Annotated in this window: 14 protein-coding genes; 6 read left to right on the forward strand and 8 right to left on the reverse strand. The window is 64.4% G+C overall.

Translation table 11 applies throughout. The features are described 5' to 3' along the window. Positions 1-32: 32 nt before the first annotated feature. The 3 genes from NKI05_RS13540 (at position 33) to NKI05_RS13550 (ending at position 3,093) form a co-directional block, all read left to right on the forward strand. Positions 33-1,703, forward strand: coding sequence for a nitrite/sulfite reductase (locus NKI05_RS13540; protein ID WP_023683051.1), 1,671 nt, complete (start codon positions 33-35; stop codon positions 1,701-1,703). After that, positions 1,678-2,442: a phosphoadenylyl-sulfate reductase gene (locus tag NKI05_RS13545; RefSeq protein WP_023698193.1), complete on the forward strand. Its 765-nt coding sequence runs from the start codon at positions 1,678-1,680 to the stop codon at positions 2,440-2,442. Before NKI05_RS13540 ends, NKI05_RS13545 begins: the two co-directional genes overlap by 26 nt. A gap of 117 nt (positions 2,443-2,559) precedes the next feature. Continuing rightward, positions 2,560-3,093, forward strand: coding sequence for a DUF934 domain-containing protein (locus NKI05_RS13550; RefSeq protein WP_023814712.1), 534 nt, complete (start codon positions 2,560-2,562; stop codon positions 3,091-3,093). Between the two features lie 317 nt (positions 3,094-3,410). Here NKI05_RS13550 and NKI05_RS13555 read toward each other — a convergent pair whose 3' ends face one another. Both NKI05_RS13555 and NKI05_RS13560 read right to left on the reverse strand, forming a co-directional pair. Further along, complete coding sequence (locus NKI05_RS13555) at positions 3,411-4,433, reverse strand: fatty acid desaturase (RefSeq protein WP_023669767.1); 1,023 nt, start codon at positions 4,431-4,433, stop codon at positions 3,411-3,413. An 84-nt stretch (positions 4,434-4,517) separates the two neighbouring features. Next, the gene (locus NKI05_RS13560; RefSeq protein ID WP_023669766.1) at positions 4,518-4,718 is read right to left on the reverse strand and encodes a hypothetical protein; all 201 of its coding nucleotides are present in this window, start codon (positions 4,716-4,718) and stop codon (positions 4,518-4,520) included. A 257-nt stretch (positions 4,719-4,975) separates the two neighbouring features. Between NKI05_RS13560 and grpE the strand changes: the two genes are divergently transcribed. Further along, the gene (grpE, locus tag NKI05_RS13565) at positions 4,976-5,605 is read left to right on the forward strand and encodes a nucleotide exchange factor GrpE (protein WP_023691975.1); all 630 of its coding nucleotides are present in this window, start codon (positions 4,976-4,978) and stop codon (positions 5,603-5,605) included. A 126-nt stretch (positions 5,606-5,731) separates the two neighbouring features. Beyond that, the gene (locus tag NKI05_RS13570) at positions 5,732-6,364 is read left to right on the forward strand and encodes a trimeric intracellular cation channel family protein (protein WP_023683056.1); all 633 of its coding nucleotides are present in this window, start codon (positions 5,732-5,734) and stop codon (positions 6,362-6,364) included. A gap of 86 nt (positions 6,365-6,450) precedes the next feature. Here the strand turns inward: NKI05_RS13570 and olsB are convergent, their stop codons facing one another. The 6 genes from olsB to NKI05_RS13600 form a co-directional block, all read right to left on the reverse strand. Further along, positions 6,451-7,326, reverse strand: coding sequence for a l-ornithine N(alpha)-acyltransferase (gene olsB, locus NKI05_RS13575; RefSeq protein WP_023683057.1), 876 nt, complete (start codon positions 7,324-7,326; stop codon positions 6,451-6,453). Positions 7,327-7,602: 276 nt separating this feature from the next. After that, positions 7,603-9,891 carry a response regulator gene (locus NKI05_RS13580; RefSeq protein ID WP_023669762.1) on the reverse strand — a complete coding sequence of 763 codons (2,289 nt, stop codon included), beginning with the start codon at positions 9,889-9,891 and terminating at the stop codon, positions 7,603-7,605. 101 nt (positions 9,892-9,992) lie between these two features. Next, positions 9,993-10,982, reverse strand: coding sequence for an acrylyl-CoA reductase (NADPH) (gene acuI / locus NKI05_RS13585; RefSeq protein WP_023814711.1), 990 nt, complete (start codon positions 10,980-10,982; stop codon positions 9,993-9,995). Positions 10,983-11,087: 105 nt separating this feature from the next. Further along, on the reverse strand, positions 11,088-11,576 hold the full coding sequence (gene lspA, locus NKI05_RS13590; RefSeq protein WP_023669760.1) for a signal peptidase II: 489 nt from the start codon (positions 11,574-11,576) through the stop codon (positions 11,088-11,090). Then, positions 11,573-12,430 carry a TrmH family RNA methyltransferase gene (locus NKI05_RS13595; protein ID WP_023814710.1) on the reverse strand — a complete coding sequence of 286 codons (858 nt, stop codon included), beginning with the start codon at positions 12,428-12,430 and terminating at the stop codon, positions 11,573-11,575. The genes lspA and NKI05_RS13595 overlap by 4 nt, the downstream gene beginning before the upstream one ends. 17 nt (positions 12,431-12,447) lie before the next feature. After that, positions 12,448-13,530, reverse strand: a complete 1,083-nt coding sequence (locus NKI05_RS13600) for an RsmD family RNA methyltransferase (protein WP_023814709.1) — start codon at positions 13,528-13,530, stop codon at positions 12,448-12,450. A 127-nt stretch (positions 13,531-13,657) separates the two neighbouring features. Between NKI05_RS13600 and NKI05_RS13605 the strand changes: the two genes are divergently transcribed. Next, positions 13,658-14,356, forward strand: coding sequence for a helix-turn-helix transcriptional regulator (locus NKI05_RS13605; protein ID WP_023686574.1), 699 nt, complete (start codon positions 13,658-13,660; stop codon positions 14,354-14,356). Positions 14,357-14,428 lie beyond the last annotated feature (72 nt).

The raw sequence follows: 14,428 nt of genomic DNA on the forward strand, positions 1-14,428 counted from the left end.
AATACGGGCGGACGCGCCCTGAAAGACGAAACATGTACCGCTACGATGAGTTCGACCACGATTTTGTCCAGGCCCGCGTCGCCGAGTTCAGCGACCAGGTCGAACGCCGGCTGTCCGGCGAGATCACCGAGGATCAGTTCCGGCCGCTGCGGCTAATGAACGGCGTCTACCTGCAGCTGCACGCCTACATGCTGCGCATCGCGGTGCCCTATGGCACGCTGAACAGCGCGCAACTGCGCATGCTCGGCCACATCGCGCGCAAATACGACAAGGGCTACGGCCACTTCACCACGCGCCAGAACATCCAGTTCAACTGGCCGGCGCTGTCCGACATTCCGGCGATCCTGGCCGATCTCGCCAGCGTCGAGATGCATGCCATCCAGACCAGCGGCAATTGCATCCGCAACGTCACCGCCGATCACTTTGCCGGCGCCGCCGCCGACGAGGTCGCTGATCCGCGCCCCTATGCCGAGATCCTGCGGCAATGGTCGTCTGTGCATCCGGAATTCTCGTTCCTGCCGCGCAAGTTCAAGATCGCGGTGACCGGGGCCGAGCGCGACCGCGCCGCCATCCAGACGCATGATATCGGTCTGCATCTGAAGAAGAACGCCGCCGGCGAGCTCGGCTTTGCCGTCTATGTCGGTGGCGGCCAGGGCCGCACGCCGATGGTGGCGCGCAAGATCCGCGACTTCCTGCCGGAAGCCGACCTGCTGTCCTACTGCACGGCGATCCTGCGCGTGTACAACCTCTATGGCCGCCGCGACAACAAGTACAAGGCGCGCATCAAGATCCTCGTCCACGAGACCGGCGTCGAGGAAATCACCCGCCAGGTCGAGGCCGAATGGCAGGAGCTGAAGGACGCCGAGCTGAAGCTGCCGGAAGCCGACATCCGTGCCATCGACGCCTATTTCGCGCCGCCGGCACTGACCGCCCGGCCGGAAGGCGACGCGGCGATCAAGCTGGCGCGGCTCGATTCCAAAAGCTTCTCGGATTGGCTCGACCAGAATGTCGTGACCCATCGCCATCCCGACTATGCCGCGGTGACGATTTCGCTGAAAGGTATCGGCGAGGTGCCGGGCGATGCCACCGACAGCCAGATGGAAGCGGTCGCCGACATCGCCGAGAAATACGCTTTCGACGAATTGCGCGTCAGCCATGAGCAGAACCTGATCCTGCCGCATGTGGCGCGCGCCGATTTGAAAGCGGTCTACGACGCTTTGGTCGACATTGGCCTCGCGACGGCCAATTCCAACCTGATCAGCGATATCATCGCGTGCCCTGGCCTCGACTATTGCGCGCTGGCGACGGCGCGCTCGATCCCGATCGCGCAGGAGATTTCGCTTCGCTTCGCCTCGCTCGAGCGGCAGCGTGAGATCGGCGAATTGAAGCTCAAGATTTCCGGCTGCATCAATGCCTGCGGCCACCACCATGTCGGCCATATCGGTATCCTCGGCGTCGAGAAGAAGGGCTCCGAGCTCTACCAGGTGACGCTTGGCGGATCGGCCGACGAGAACACCTCGGTTGGCGAAATCATCGGCCGCGGCTTCTCTTCGGAAGAGATCACCGACGCCATCGAGCAGATCGTCGACACCTATCTCGGCCTTCGGCTCGGTCCCAGTGAACGTTTTATCGACGCCTACCGCCGTGTCGGTCCCGCGCCGTTCAAGGAGGCGCTCTATGCTGGCGAAACCAAGGCCGCTTGACCGCATCGTCGACGTCGACGACAGCATCGCCGCCAAAGCGGCGGGCTTCGACGCGCTGTATGGACATCTGAGCCCGCTCGACATCATCGAACGCGCGGCGAGCGAATTGTTTCATGACGAGATCGCCGCCGTGTCGTCCTTCGGCGCGGATTCCGCCGTCCTGCTGCATATGATCGCCAAGGTCGACCGCACGCTGCCGGTCATCTTCCTGGACACCGGCAAGCATTTCGAAGAGACGCTGGGCTATCGCGATGCGCTGGTCGCCGATTTCGGGCTGACCAACATCAGGGTGATCAAGCCCGAAGACGCAGCGCTCGAACGGGTCGATCCGACCGGCAATCTGCACCAGAGCAACACCGATGCCTGCTGCGACGTGCGCAAGGTCGAGCCGCTGGCGCGCGGCGTCGCCCCCTTCCGGGCCTGGCTGACCGGCCGCAAGCGCTTCCAGGCGGCGACGCGAGCCGCGCTGCCGGTGTTCGAGGCGGTCGGCCCGCGCGTACGCGTCAATCCGCTGGCGCACTGGACGACATCCGACCAGGCCGACTACATGCGCGCGCATGCGCTGCGCGAAAATCCGCTGGTTGCGTACGGCTATCTGTCGATCGGCTGCTTCCCATGCACGCAGCCGGTGCAGCCGGGCGAGGATGCGCGAAGCGGACGCTGGGCCGGTCATGCCAAGACCGAGTGCGGCATCCATCTGTCGGGACTGGAAGTGTCGCTGACCGACGCATCCCTTTAAGCTATGGTGATATTCAGGTGAGGCTGGCCTGCAGCGGCGGCTTCCGCTCGGAGGCCGCCGGTTTCGTGTGGACCGGCTTTCGCGGACTTTCGATTTTTAGGGCTTTAGGAATTTTCTATGACTGAACAGACCACAGCGGAGACCCGCCTCTGGACCCCGACGGGTTTTCGCGAAGACGAGTGGACACATGCCGAAAGTGCGGATGCACTGGCGGGCAATGGCCGCTTCATCCTGCCGTTGCAGGCATTTCTCGGCCTCGATGCCGAGGTGCGGCGCTCGGCCAAGGAGCGGCTGGGCGTCGCATTGCTGCCGGGCGACCAGCTGGAAAAGATCGTGGATCTGCTCGACCAGCTGTCGCTGGTGGCGCTGGCCTTCCCGGCCTTCAGCGACGGCCGCTCGTTTTCCAAGGGCGAATTGCTGCGCAGCCGCTACGATTTCGAGGGCGCGGTCCGCGCCACGGGCCAGGTGCTCGTCGACCAGCTGCCGCATATGCTGCGCCTCGGCTTCGACGAGTTCGAGATCTCCAACCCGGTTCTGCTGAAGCGCCTCGAAGAAGGCCGCACAGGCGGGCTGGGCCTTTACTATCAGCCGACCGAAGCGTCGGAGCCGAAGGGGCCGAAATACTCCTGGCGGCGCGTTCGCAACAGCTGACGCGACGGTAATTCCGCCTGTCTTTACAGACTGTGATCGGGCCTTCTCCTGGCTGTCCGGACGGAAATATCCGCCGGGCGCGAGGGAGGAATCGGCGCTCATCGGCGGCAACACCAATGCACCGTCCATCATGATCGCCGAAAAGGCGCCTGACATGATCAGGGCTGCAAGGTCTGGATGCGCGAGGAGCGCAAGGCTGCCTGAGCCGGTTTTTGGGAGATGCCGCCGCGCCTTCGGTGCGGCGGTTTTTTTCTTTGTCTTACGGAATTCCCAAGCGAAAGCCCGGAAAACCGCCTCACACTTTGCTGGAATTGCTTTTAGGCCAAGGCCCGCGCTTCGCGAAACGAGACCAGCTTGCGGCGGTTCTCGTCCCACAACGCAAGCTTGACGCAGCGCAGGCTGTCGAGGAGCGTGACGCGGCCGATGCCGCGCAGTTCGGGATAGTCGCGCAGCACTTCCTGCAGCCGGTAGCCCGGCACCTTGGCCGAGAGATGGTGCACGTGATGGACGCCGATATTGCCGGTGAACCAGTTCAGCACCGGCGGCAAATCGTAATAGGACGAGCCGTGCAGGGCGGCACGCTGGAATTCCCACTCTTCGTCCTTCGCCCATTCCGTCTCCTCGAACTGGTGCTGGACGTAGAACAGCCAGATTCCGGCCGATCCGGCCAGGATCACGATCGGCAAATGGACGATCAGGAAAGCGCCGGGGCCGACCAGCCAGATAAGCAGCGCTGCCGCGACCGCGATGCCGAGATTGGTGGTCATCGACGACACCCAGGGCGTCAGGCCGCCGCGCATCATGCCGACCGGCAGCCTCTGCTCGAAGATGAACAGCCAGATCGGGCCAAGGCCGAACATCACCAGGGGATGGCGGTAGAGACGATAGGCAAGGCGTCCCCGCCAAGACAGCTGCCGGTATTCAGCAACCGTCAACGTCCTGATATCGCCCATGCCGCGCTCGTCAAGATTGCCGGCGCTGGCGTGATGGGTGGCGTGCGCGCGCCGCCAGCAATCGTAAGGGGTCAGCGTCAGCACGCCGAGCGCGCGGCCGATCCAGTCGTCGGCAGTGCGGTTGGCGAAGAAGGAGCCGTGGCCGCAATCGTGCTGGATCATGAAGATCCGCACCAGAAAACCGGCGGCGGGAAGGATCAGGATCAAGCCCCACCAGTGGCCATAGGAATAGGCTGCCGAAGACAGCGCCCACAGCGTAACGAAAGGAATAAGGGTGATGGCGAGTTCAAGAGTGCTGCGTCGCCGGTCGGGCTTCTTGTAGCGCGCCAGGATCTTCAACCAGGCGCGCTTGCTGTTGGCGGCCGTCTCGGGGGAAATCATGTTCATCAGGAAGCATAGGCGGGGCGTCCCGCTGCCGCAAGGAAAAGCTCACGCAAAATTACTGCGCGTAATTGTCGCGCGATAGCATCGCTATTGACGGCGTTGGCCGCCGGCCATGCTGGCTTCTATGCCGTCCAGCCGGTCGAGCAGATCCCGGAAACGGGCGGGAATGTCGGCCTCGGTGCGGAAGGCCGGCAAGGTGCGCAAGAAGCGCGTCGTCGCCTCGGTGCCGAACTGGCGCCTGATGTCGGCGGCGAGCTCTTCGCTTCTGTTGCCAGTATTGCGGTCCATTGTCTCAAATCCTGTGTCGGTTTCAAAACTCCTCCAAGCTTTGAATGGTTCCCCATAGCGGGGTATTGGCAAGCAAAGGCTGCCGTTACGGTAAAGTTTGAATTAATTTTGAACGTCCTTGCGCCCCGCACCAAGTCCGACGGGCTGCCCGCAACATTGCCTGCTGGGGCGTCCTCCTGGGCTTGCCCCTTGATTTTTGGCCGCCAAACCTCGATATCGGGCGCAAATCCAAACCATTCGAATGACGGGAAATGGCGATGAGCGACCAGACAAAAGACGAACGCGCGCCCGAGGATATCGAAACGGCCGAGGCCGAGCGCACGCAAGGCGGCATCGACGGCGACTATGAAGCGCTGGTGCGGCTGCTGAAGGAAAACGAGGAGCTGAAGGACCGCGCGCTGCGCGTCGCAGCCGAGATGGAGAATCTGCGCCGCCGCACCGCCCGCGACGTGCATGATGCGCGCGCCTATGCGGTGGCCAATTTCGCCCGCGACATGCTGTCGGTGTCGGACAATCTGCGCCGCGCGCTCGATGCTATCCCCGCCGAGGCGAAAGCGGCCGGAGATGCCGGCTTCAAGGCGCTGATCGACGGCGTCGAGATCACCGAGCGCGCCATGCTGTCGACGCTGGAACGGCATGGGGTGAAGAAGCTCGAACCGGAAGGTGAGAAGTTCGACCCGAATTTCCACCAGGCGATGTTCGAAGTGCCCAATCCCGATGTGCCGGCCAACACCGTCGTCCAGGTCGTGCAGCCGGGCTATTCGATCGGCGAGCGCGTGCTGCGGCCGGCCATGGTCGGGGTCGCCAAGGGCGGCCCCAAGATCGCGGCCACCGAAGCGCCGGTCGAGCCGGGGCCGGTGAACGAGCAGGCCGAGAAGGATGCGTGAGTAGGGTAGGCAGTAGGGAATAGGGAATAGGGAATAGGGAATAGGGAATAGGGGCAGGCGTATCAATCGCGCGGCTTCGTGTTATTCATACTTTCCCTAATTCCCAATCCCTACTACCTCATGTCCCTGACACCCATCGACCTCCTCGACTATGCCGGCGTCGCCGTCTTTGCCGCGACCGGGGCGTTGGCGGCTTCGCGCAAGCAGCTCGACATTATCGGCTTCCTGTTTCTGGCCAGCGTCACCGGCATTGGCGGCGGCACGCTTCGCGACGTCATCCTCAACCTGCCCGTCTTTTGGGTCGCCAACTCCGGCTATGTGCTGGTTTGCGCGGCGGTTGCGGTGCTGGTCTTCTTCATCGCCCACCGCGTCGAATCCCGCTGGAAATGGCTGCTCTGGCTCGACGCCATCGGATTGGCGGCCTTTTCCGTAATGGGCGCGGCCAAGGGGCTGGCCATCACCGGCTCGCCGGTCGTCTCCGTTGTTATGGGCGTGTTGACCGCCACATTTGGCGGCATCCTGCGCGATCTGCTGGCCGGCGAGCCATCGGTGCTGCTCAGGCCCGAAATCTACGTCACCGCCGCACTCGCGGGCGCCGGCCTCTACACACTTGGCGATCTTGCCGGCCTGCCGCCGCTCGCCTCGGATATCGCCGGCTTCGTCGCGGCTTTCCTGGTGCGCGGCGGCGCGCTGAAATTCGGCTGGACCTTTCCGTCCTACAAGAGCCGCCCGGGACGGCGACCGGAGGATATTCCGTAGGGAGAGGGAATAGGGAATAGTCGGTAGTCAGCAATTCGCGGCAGCCTTCACTACTGCCTACTGCCTACTGCCTACTGCCTACTGCCTCACGCCGCAAAGCGCTGCGCTTCCCCGCCATAATAGTTGACGTAGCGGGCGCCGATTTCCTTGACCGGCATCACCACGAACACATCGACGGTGGAGAACTCACGGTCGATGACGCAGCCGTCGCCGATGCGGGCGCCGACGCGCAGATAGCCCTTGACCAGCGGCGGCATGGCCGCGATCGCCGCCTTGGCGTTGACCGCCTCGATCGGCATCAGATCCATCGAGCAATAGCGGCCGGAGACCGCCCGCACATCCCAGGCGGAGTTGGTCCGGCAGTGATGGGCAAGGTAGGTGAGCGCCTCGGCATGCGCAGCCGGCACCGTGCCAGGGAACGAGGCACAACCGGTCATCACGCCGATCTCATAGTGGTTGATGTAGGCCCAGATGCCTTGCCACAGCGCCTCAATGGTGCGCTTCGAGCGGTATTCCGGCAGCACGCAGGAGCGGCCGAGCTCAAGGAAGCGCTGGCCGGGATGGCGGGCGATCAGCTTGGTCAGTTCGAACTCGCCTTCGGAATAGAAGCCGCCGGCGGTCGCCGCAATCTCTTGCCGCAGCAGGCGGTAAGTGCCGACGATGCGGCGATGCTCGGGGCCGGAGATCGAGGTGTCAAGCACCAGGAGATGGTCGCACAGCGGGTCGAAGCGGTCGGCGTCGCGCCGGTCCTGCGCCTGGAACAGGTCCTTCCTGGCGCCAAGCTCGTCATAAAACACCCGGTAGCGCACTTCCTGCGCGGCGGCGATCTCGGCCTCATTGCGGGCAAGCCGCACTTCGAGATTGCCGATACGGCCCAGCGGTGCGCCTGTTGCGACGGCATCGGCGTTCCGCGCGGCGAGCAAAGCGCCGCCTGCGCTGGGCCGAGTGTCACATTCCGGCATAACTGTATGCACGAGTGATTCTCCTTCGAGCCATCCCTCTTGGCACGGGGATACGGTGTAGGTGCAACAGGATTGTGACAGTACCGTGATACGGCGCGACGGGCAATACTTCGTCGGCTGGCGAAAACCCTCATTCGGCTACCTACGTGACGCGAGGATTGCGCCAGCGTCACCTTGAAGCGCGTCGCGCTGGGACGATTCACGCGACGCGCTTCAAGTCTTTGTTTTGTGCATGTCGTCTTCTCAAAACCGGGGCCATTTTCGAGCGACATGAATTCAGGCGGCCACCTGGCCCTCGACGGCATGGACCAGCGCGTCGGGATCGAGCGGCTTGGTGACAAAGCCGCTGGCGCCATGGGCGAGCACGGTGTGGCGGGTCTTTTCCTGGCTGTCGGCCGAAAGCACCATGATCGGAACCGGCGGCACAGCCATTTCCTCCTCGTGGCGGCGGATGGCGGCGATCGCGTCCAGCCCGTCCATGACCGGCATGTGCAGATCCATCAGCACCACATCGAAGCGGTTTTTCAGCCCGGCTTCGGTCACCGCCTCGACCGCGGCCTTGCCATTGCCGACCACTTTCACGCGATGTCCCGCCTTCAAAAGCGTGGCGCGGGCAAGCATGGCGTTGATGTCGTTGTCTTCGGCGATCAGCACCGACAAGCCTTGCCGGCGCCCGCCATGGACACGAAGGGCGGACACGCCGCTCTTTTCCGGCTTGGGCTGGGGCAAGGCAGGGGCGTGATTGGTCAACAGCACGCGCAGCAGCGTTTCGCCGCGCACCGGCCTTGCCAGGAAGGTGGCGTAGCCGCTGGCGCGGAATTCGCCAAGCATGCCGCGGTCGGTCGGCGCGATCAGCGTGATCGCCTCGCAATCGGCAAAGCCACTCTGGCGCAGGCGCTTGAGCAGTCTGCCGTCGCCGTCCTCCAGGGCCGCGTCGATCAACAGCACATCGCAATGTTCGGCGAAGGGCGTCGCCTGGGAAGCGGTTGCGGCGACGTCGACGGCGCCGCCATGGGCGCGGATGGTGCGGGCGATGGCGTCGGCCTCGACGGCGTTCTTCGACACGATCACGGCGCGCCGGCCGGCCAGGATGTTCTGCCGGTTCTGCGGTGCCTCGGTTGCTCCTGCGGCCGGGATCTCGAAGACGAATTCCGATCCCTCGCCAAGCCGGCTCGACACCGAAATGGCACCGCCCATGGCGGCGACCAGGCGCCTCGATATGGCCAGACCGAGGCCGGCGCCGCCATGGGTGCGGGTCGAGGTGCCGTCGGACTGTTCGAACTCCTCGAAGATGCGCTCCATATCCTCTTCGCGCAGGCCAGGGCCGGTGTCGGCGACGGTGAAGCAGATGCGGTCGCTGGTCTCGGTGCGGGCCCGTGCAACCGAAACCAGCACGCCGCCGGTGTCGGTGAACTTGATCGCATTGCCGATCAGGTTGAGCAGCACCTGCCTGACCCTGCCGGGATCGGCCATGATCATCTGTGGCACGTCGGGCTCGACATGACAGCCGAGGCCGATGTTCTTGGCGAAGGCTTTCGCCGCCATCAGTTCGATGATGTTGTCGGCGATTTCGCGCAGCGATGTCGGCTGCGGCTCCGGGTCGAAACGGCCGGCCTCTATCTTGGAATAGTCGAGCAAATCCTCGATGAGCGCCAAAAGGGCGCTGGCCGAGGTCGAGACAGCGCCGACATAGGTGCGCTGCTCGGGCGACAGATTGGTGTCAGCCAGAAGCTTGGCCATGCCCATGATGCCGTTCATCGGCGTGCGGATCTCATGGCTGACGGTGGCGAGGAAGCGCGACTTGGCCTGGCTGGCATATTCGGCGCGCTCACGCGCGGTGATCAACGAGGATTCGGCGCGCTTGCGGGCGGTGATGTCACGGGCAATCGCCCGGTGCGAGACGGCGCCGCTATCCTTGTCGCGCACCGACAGTTCGATCCATGAGAACCAGCGCGGACCGTTCGGGGTACGTATGGAGACGTCGGTGGAACTCAGGCATTCATGATCGGAAAAGGCGGCGTCGGGAACGATACCGACATCGATGCCGAGGTCGGCCAGAGTCCTGCCGGCAAGGTCGCGCTGATCGGTTCCGACGAGGCCGGCGAAAACCATGTTCGCATAGACGATGTGGCCGTCGCGGTCGCGGTGGACGACGAGATCGCCGAGCGCATCGATCAGCCCGCGAAAACGCTCCTCGCTCTCCTGCATCTCCCACATGCGGTCGGCCAGCGTCTCGATCTCGGCGCGGCTGCGCGCGGCGGTTTCGTCGAGCAAGGCCGTCGCGCGGTGGACGGTGCGGCGGTTGCGCAGGTGCATGGCGACGCCGGCAAGGCCGGTCGCCAGCAGACCGAACGTGATGAAGATCGGCGCGCCGGTGAGGTGAGACAGGCCCGCCAGCACGACGCTGGCGACGACCGTCAGGAACAGCAGGCCCTCGTGCGTGGCGCGCGGAAAATCCGGCGCCAGCGGCGGCGCAGCAACATGCTGCCGCTTGGGCGTCGCCGGGTTCGGCCCGTCGATGCTTTCGGCGCGGCTCTTCTCTTTCCTGGCGGACTCCGCGATCATGCGGAAATCCTTGCCAGATAGAGATTATGGAAAAGCGCGGCGGATCGTTCGAATTTTAGCGGTCATGCATTTTTGCCGCCCGTTCTGGCGGCTTCGGGGCCTCACATATCCACGACCATGCGCCCCCTGATCTTGCCCTCGACGATGTCGTGGGCGGCGGCGATGATGTCGTCGAAGCCGATGGTCGTCGACAGGCCGGCGAGCTTTTGCAGATCGAGATCGCTGCCGATGCGGCGCCAGGCTTCGAGGCGCACGGCCTTGGGCGCCATCACCGAATCGATGCCGAGCAGCGAGACGCCGCGCAGGATGAACGGGGCGACGCTCGACGGCAGATCCATGCCACCCGCCAGGCCGCAGGCGGCGACCGCGCCGCCATAGGCGGTCATCGACAGCACATTGGCCAGCGTGTGGCTGCCGACGGCATCGATGCCGCCGGCCCAGCGCTCCTTGGCCAGCGGCTTGGCCGGCTGGGAGAGTTCCTCGCGCGAAATCACTTCGGCGGCACCGAGGTCGATCAGATAGGAGCTTTCGGCGTTGCGGCCGGTCGAGGCGATGACGTGATAGCCAAGGCTGGACAGGATCGAGACCGCGACCGACCCAACGCCGCCGGCTGCACCCGTCACCACCACCGGGCCGCGATCCGGCAGGATGCCGTGCCGCTCCAGCGCCATGACGCTGAGCATGGCCGTATAGCCGGCGGTGCCGACCGCCATCGCATCGTGCGCGCTGATGCCGTCGGGCAACGGCACCAGCCAGTCGCCGTTGACGCGCGCGCGCCCGGCATAGGCGCCGAAATGCGTCTCGCCGACGCCCCAGCCATTGAGGATGACCTTGTCGCCCTTGCGCCAGTCGGCATGCGATGAGGAGAGGACGGTTCCGGCGAAATCAATGCCCGGCACCAGCGGCCAGCGGCGGATCACTGGCGCTTTCCCAGTGATGGCCAGCCCGTCCTTGTAGTTGACCGTCGTCGCCTCGACCGCGACAGTTACGTCGCCTTCCATCAGATCGGCTTCGCCGAAATCGACGATCTCGACCGATTGCTTCTTTTCGGCGTCGCGCGAAACGAGGATGGCTTTGAAGGTTTCAGGCATCTCTTCTCCTCGGCTTCGCAAAGGCTGGCGGTCGGCATTGGCTGGCTCTGGCCGAACTGTGCGGCGACCGTCCGGCGAGGTCAATTGGTCAAAAGAGTCGGGCCGTCAGGCTTCTGGGCCTTGCGGCTTGGCCTCGCGCCGCCAGCCGATGAACTCGTCGAAGACGACCAGCGCCGCGCCGACCGAAATGAAGGCATCGGCAAGGTTGAAGACGGCGAAGGACCATACCGGCGTGTGGAACAATATATAGTCGATGACGTGGCCGTAGACGGCGCGGTCGATCAGATTGCCGATCGCGCCGCCGATGATCAGGGCAAAGCCGATGCGGGCCAGCACATGGCCGGAGGGCGTGCGCGTCGCCAGATAAAGCACGAAGGCAACGACCACGACCGCGATGACGACCAGGCCGGTGTCGCCGAAGGACGAGAACATCGAGAAGGCGATGCCGGTATTGTAGGTGCGAAACAGCGCCAGGAATGGCACCAGGTCGAGCTTTTCCTGGAAGACGAGGCCGGTCTCGATCAGATGCTTTATCCACTGGTCGAGCGCGATTGCCACCACCACCAGCAGCGCATAGGGAGACCATGATTTCACGATGTGGCGTCCTCGGGGGCAAGTTTCAGCGCGCCGCGCCGGATCTCGAACAGCATGATTCCGGCGGCGACCGCCAAATTGAGTGAATCGGCGCGGCCGGCCTGCGGAATCCGCAGCAGCCGGTCGCAGCTTTCCGCCAGATTGTCGGGCAGGCCCTGCTGCTCATTGCCCATCATCAAGAGCACCGGTCCTCGGGAGAAATCGACCGAGCGGTAGTCGACCGCACCCTTCAGATGGGTGCCGACCACCAGGCCCGAGAAGCTGTTTCGCCAAGCCAGAAATGCTTCCGGCGTCGCCTTGGTCACCGGCACGGCGAAGATCGAGCCCATGGTGGCGCGCACGGTCTCGACAGAAAAAGGATCGGTAGTCTCGCCGACCAGGATGACGCCCTTGGCGCCGACGGCATCGACGGTGCGGATGACGGTGCCGAGATTGCCGGGATCGCGCACCCGGTCGAGCGCCACCCAGACGTCGCCGTCGTGAGCGCGGATGTCTCTTAGCGGCAGCAGTTTTTGCCGGAAGACGCCGACCACCATTTGCGGATTGTCACGGCGGGTGATGGCGACCAGCACTTTTTCGGACACTTCGAGCACGGTGCCGCCGGCGGCAACCGTGCGCGCCGCCACCTTTTCGACCGCCGCATTGCCGCGTCCGGCCTTGGCGAAAACCAGCGTCCTGATCGACCAGCCGAGGTCGAGGGCGTCGATGACCAGCTTCAGCCCTTCGGCCATGAAGGCGTTGTGCTGGTCGCGGAATTTCTTCTGGGCGAGCGCCTTGATGTCCTTGATCAGCGGATTGGCAAGGCTGGTGACTTCCTTGACCTGCCCGGGCGCACCTGCGTGCCGCTCATTCATTCGGGACTCCCGGGCATTCAGGCCACCCAGCGCGAAAACAGCGATGTCGACAGCGCCCGGCCGGCAGATTGCTCGCGGATGATCAGTTCGCCTGATTCAACGGTGCCGCCCATGCCGGCAAAGGTGTCGCGCATCAAGGCATGGATGGCGAAGAAGGAGGCGCGGATGGAATAGGCGGTCAGCACTATGGCGACCGGTTTCGGCGTCAGGATCGCGCGGCAAAGGTCGGTCAGGCCGGGCAGGTCCTCGAACAACTGCCAGACCTCGCCCTTGGGTCCGCGGCCATAGGCAGGCGGGTCGAACAGGATGATGTCGTAGCGGCTGCCGCGGCGCTCTTCGCGCTCGGCGAATTTCACTGCATCGTCGACGATCCAGCGGATCGGCTTGCTGCCGAGACCGGCCATTTCCTGGTTTTCGCGCGCCCAGCCGACCGCCTTCTTGGAGGCATCGACATGGGTGACCTCGGCGCCGGCGCGGGCGGCCACCAGAGACGCGAGCCCGGTATAGCCGAACAGGTTCAGCACCTTGATCGGGCGCTTGGCCGCCGCGATCAGGCTGGCCATATGGTCCCAGTGCGAAGCCTGCTCGGGGAAGACGCCGACATGGCGAAACGAGGTGAAGCGGCCGAGATAGTCGATGCCGTCATGCTTCATCGGCCAGGTCTCGCCCAGCGGTACCTTCGGGAACCGCCAGCGGCCGATGCCTTCCTCGTCGGTGTCGCCGGTGAAGATGGCGTCGGCGCGGTCCCAGTCCCTGGCCGGTAAGGCCTTTTGCCAGATCGCCTGTCCCTCGGGCCGCACGATGCGGTAGGGGCCGTATTGTTCGAGCTTCTCGCCGGCACCGCTGTCGAGCAGTGCATAATCCTGATTGGGCGCCACTTCGAGGATCACCGGCAGGCGCTCAGTGGGCAGGATGCCTTCGCGACGCGCCAGGATACGGGGGGCGGGCTTCGGATCAGACCGGTCGTTCGGTTTTGTTTCGTGGCGTTGCTGTCTGGCTTCGGGTCGGATTGGTACGGTCTCCGGCTGTGGCCGCGCATGTTCGGTCCTGCCTTTTGCGGGCGGACGGTTGTCGCGGCGTTTGTCGCGAAAAGACTTCAAGCAGGAGCGTCTCCGGAGGCGGCAGGCCGCTTTTGGCATAGGGTCACCGGCTGCGCAAACAAAATGGTCGAGCGTGCGAATGTCTGAGGTGGTGGACCTCGCTGAGGAAACAGGCAAATCTCGAATCATGTCCCGTTCCGAACGCCTGCTCGACCTGATCCAGATCCTGCGCCGGCATCGCCGGCCGGTGAGCGGTCGCACGCTTGCCGGCGAGATGGACGTTTCGATCCGAACGCTCTACCGCGACATTGCCACGCTGCAGGGGCAAGGCGCGCCGATCGAGGGCGAGGCTGGGCTGGGCTATGTGCTGAAACCCGGCTTCATGCTGCCGCCACTGATGTTCACCGACGAGGAGATCGAGGCCATCGTTCTGGGATCGCGTTGGGTTGCCAGACAACCGGACAAGCGGCTGTCGGCCGCCGCCACCGACGCGCTGGCCAAGATCGCCGCTGTGCTGCCGGATGATCTGCGCGAGGACCTCGATGCGACCGCGCTTTTGGTCGGGCCGCACGGCGATGCTGTCGAAAGCATCGACCTTGGCCTGGTGCGCCAGGCGATCCGCAACGAGAGAAAACTCGGCTTTCTTTACCGCGATGCCGGCGGCGCCGCCTCCGAGCGCTTGATCTGGCCATTCGCGCTCGGCTTTTTCGACAAGGTGCGGGTGGTGGTGGCCTGGTGCGAGACGCGGCAGGATTTCAGACATTTTCGCGCCGACCGGATGTCGGGGCTCAACACCACGGATATCCGCTATCCGCGTCGTCGGCAGGCGCTGCTGAAGGAATGGCGCGCGACGCTGGACGCACCGGAGCGCCAGCCTGGCGCTTAATGCTCCTTTCCACGCGCCCACAAGACGCTGCTGCCAGAATCTGACAGTGGGGTCACCTATGCTCCTCCAATC

The organism is Mesorhizobium sp. M0771, assembly GCF_040320155.1.
GTDB lineage: Bacteria > Pseudomonadota > Alphaproteobacteria > Rhizobiales > Rhizobiaceae > Mesorhizobium.

Coding starts and splice junctions, on each gene's coding strand:
- NKI05_RS13540 (WP_023683051.1), top strand. CDS start 33: ATGTACCGCTACGATGAGTTCGACCACGATTTTGTCCAGGCCCGCGTC.
- NKI05_RS13545 (WP_023698193.1), top strand. CDS start 1,678: ATGCTGGCGAAACCAAGGCCGCTTGACCGCATCGTCGACGTCGACGAC.
- NKI05_RS13550 (WP_023814712.1), top strand. CDS start 2,560: ATGACTGAACAGACCACAGCGGAGACCCGCCTCTGGACCCCGACGGGT.
- NKI05_RS13555 (WP_023669767.1), bottom strand. CDS start 4,433: ATGAACATGATTTCCCCCGAGACGGCCGCCAACAGCAAGCGCGCCTGG.
- NKI05_RS13560 (WP_023669766.1), bottom strand. CDS start 4,718: ATGGACCGCAATACTGGCAACAGAAGCGAAGAGCTCGCCGCCGACATC.
- grpE (WP_023691975.1), top strand. CDS start 4,976: ATGAGCGACCAGACAAAAGACGAACGCGCGCCCGAGGATATCGAAACG.
- olsB (WP_023683057.1), bottom strand. CDS start 7,326: ATGCCGGAATGTGACACTCGGCCCAGCGCAGGCGGCGCTTTGCTCGCC.
- NKI05_RS13580 (WP_023669762.1), bottom strand. CDS start 9,891: ATGATCGCGGAGTCCGCCAGGAAAGAGAAGAGCCGCGCCGAAAGCATC.
- acuI (WP_023814711.1), bottom strand. CDS start 10,982: ATGCCTGAAACCTTCAAAGCCATCCTCGTTTCGCGCGACGCCGAAAAG.
- NKI05_RS13595 (WP_023814710.1), bottom strand. CDS start 12,430: ATGAATGAGCGGCACGCAGGTGCGCCCGGGCAGGTCAAGGAAGTCACC.
- NKI05_RS13605 (WP_023686574.1), top strand. CDS start 13,658: ATGTCCCGTTCCGAACGCCTGCTCGACCTGATCCAGATCCTGCGCCGG.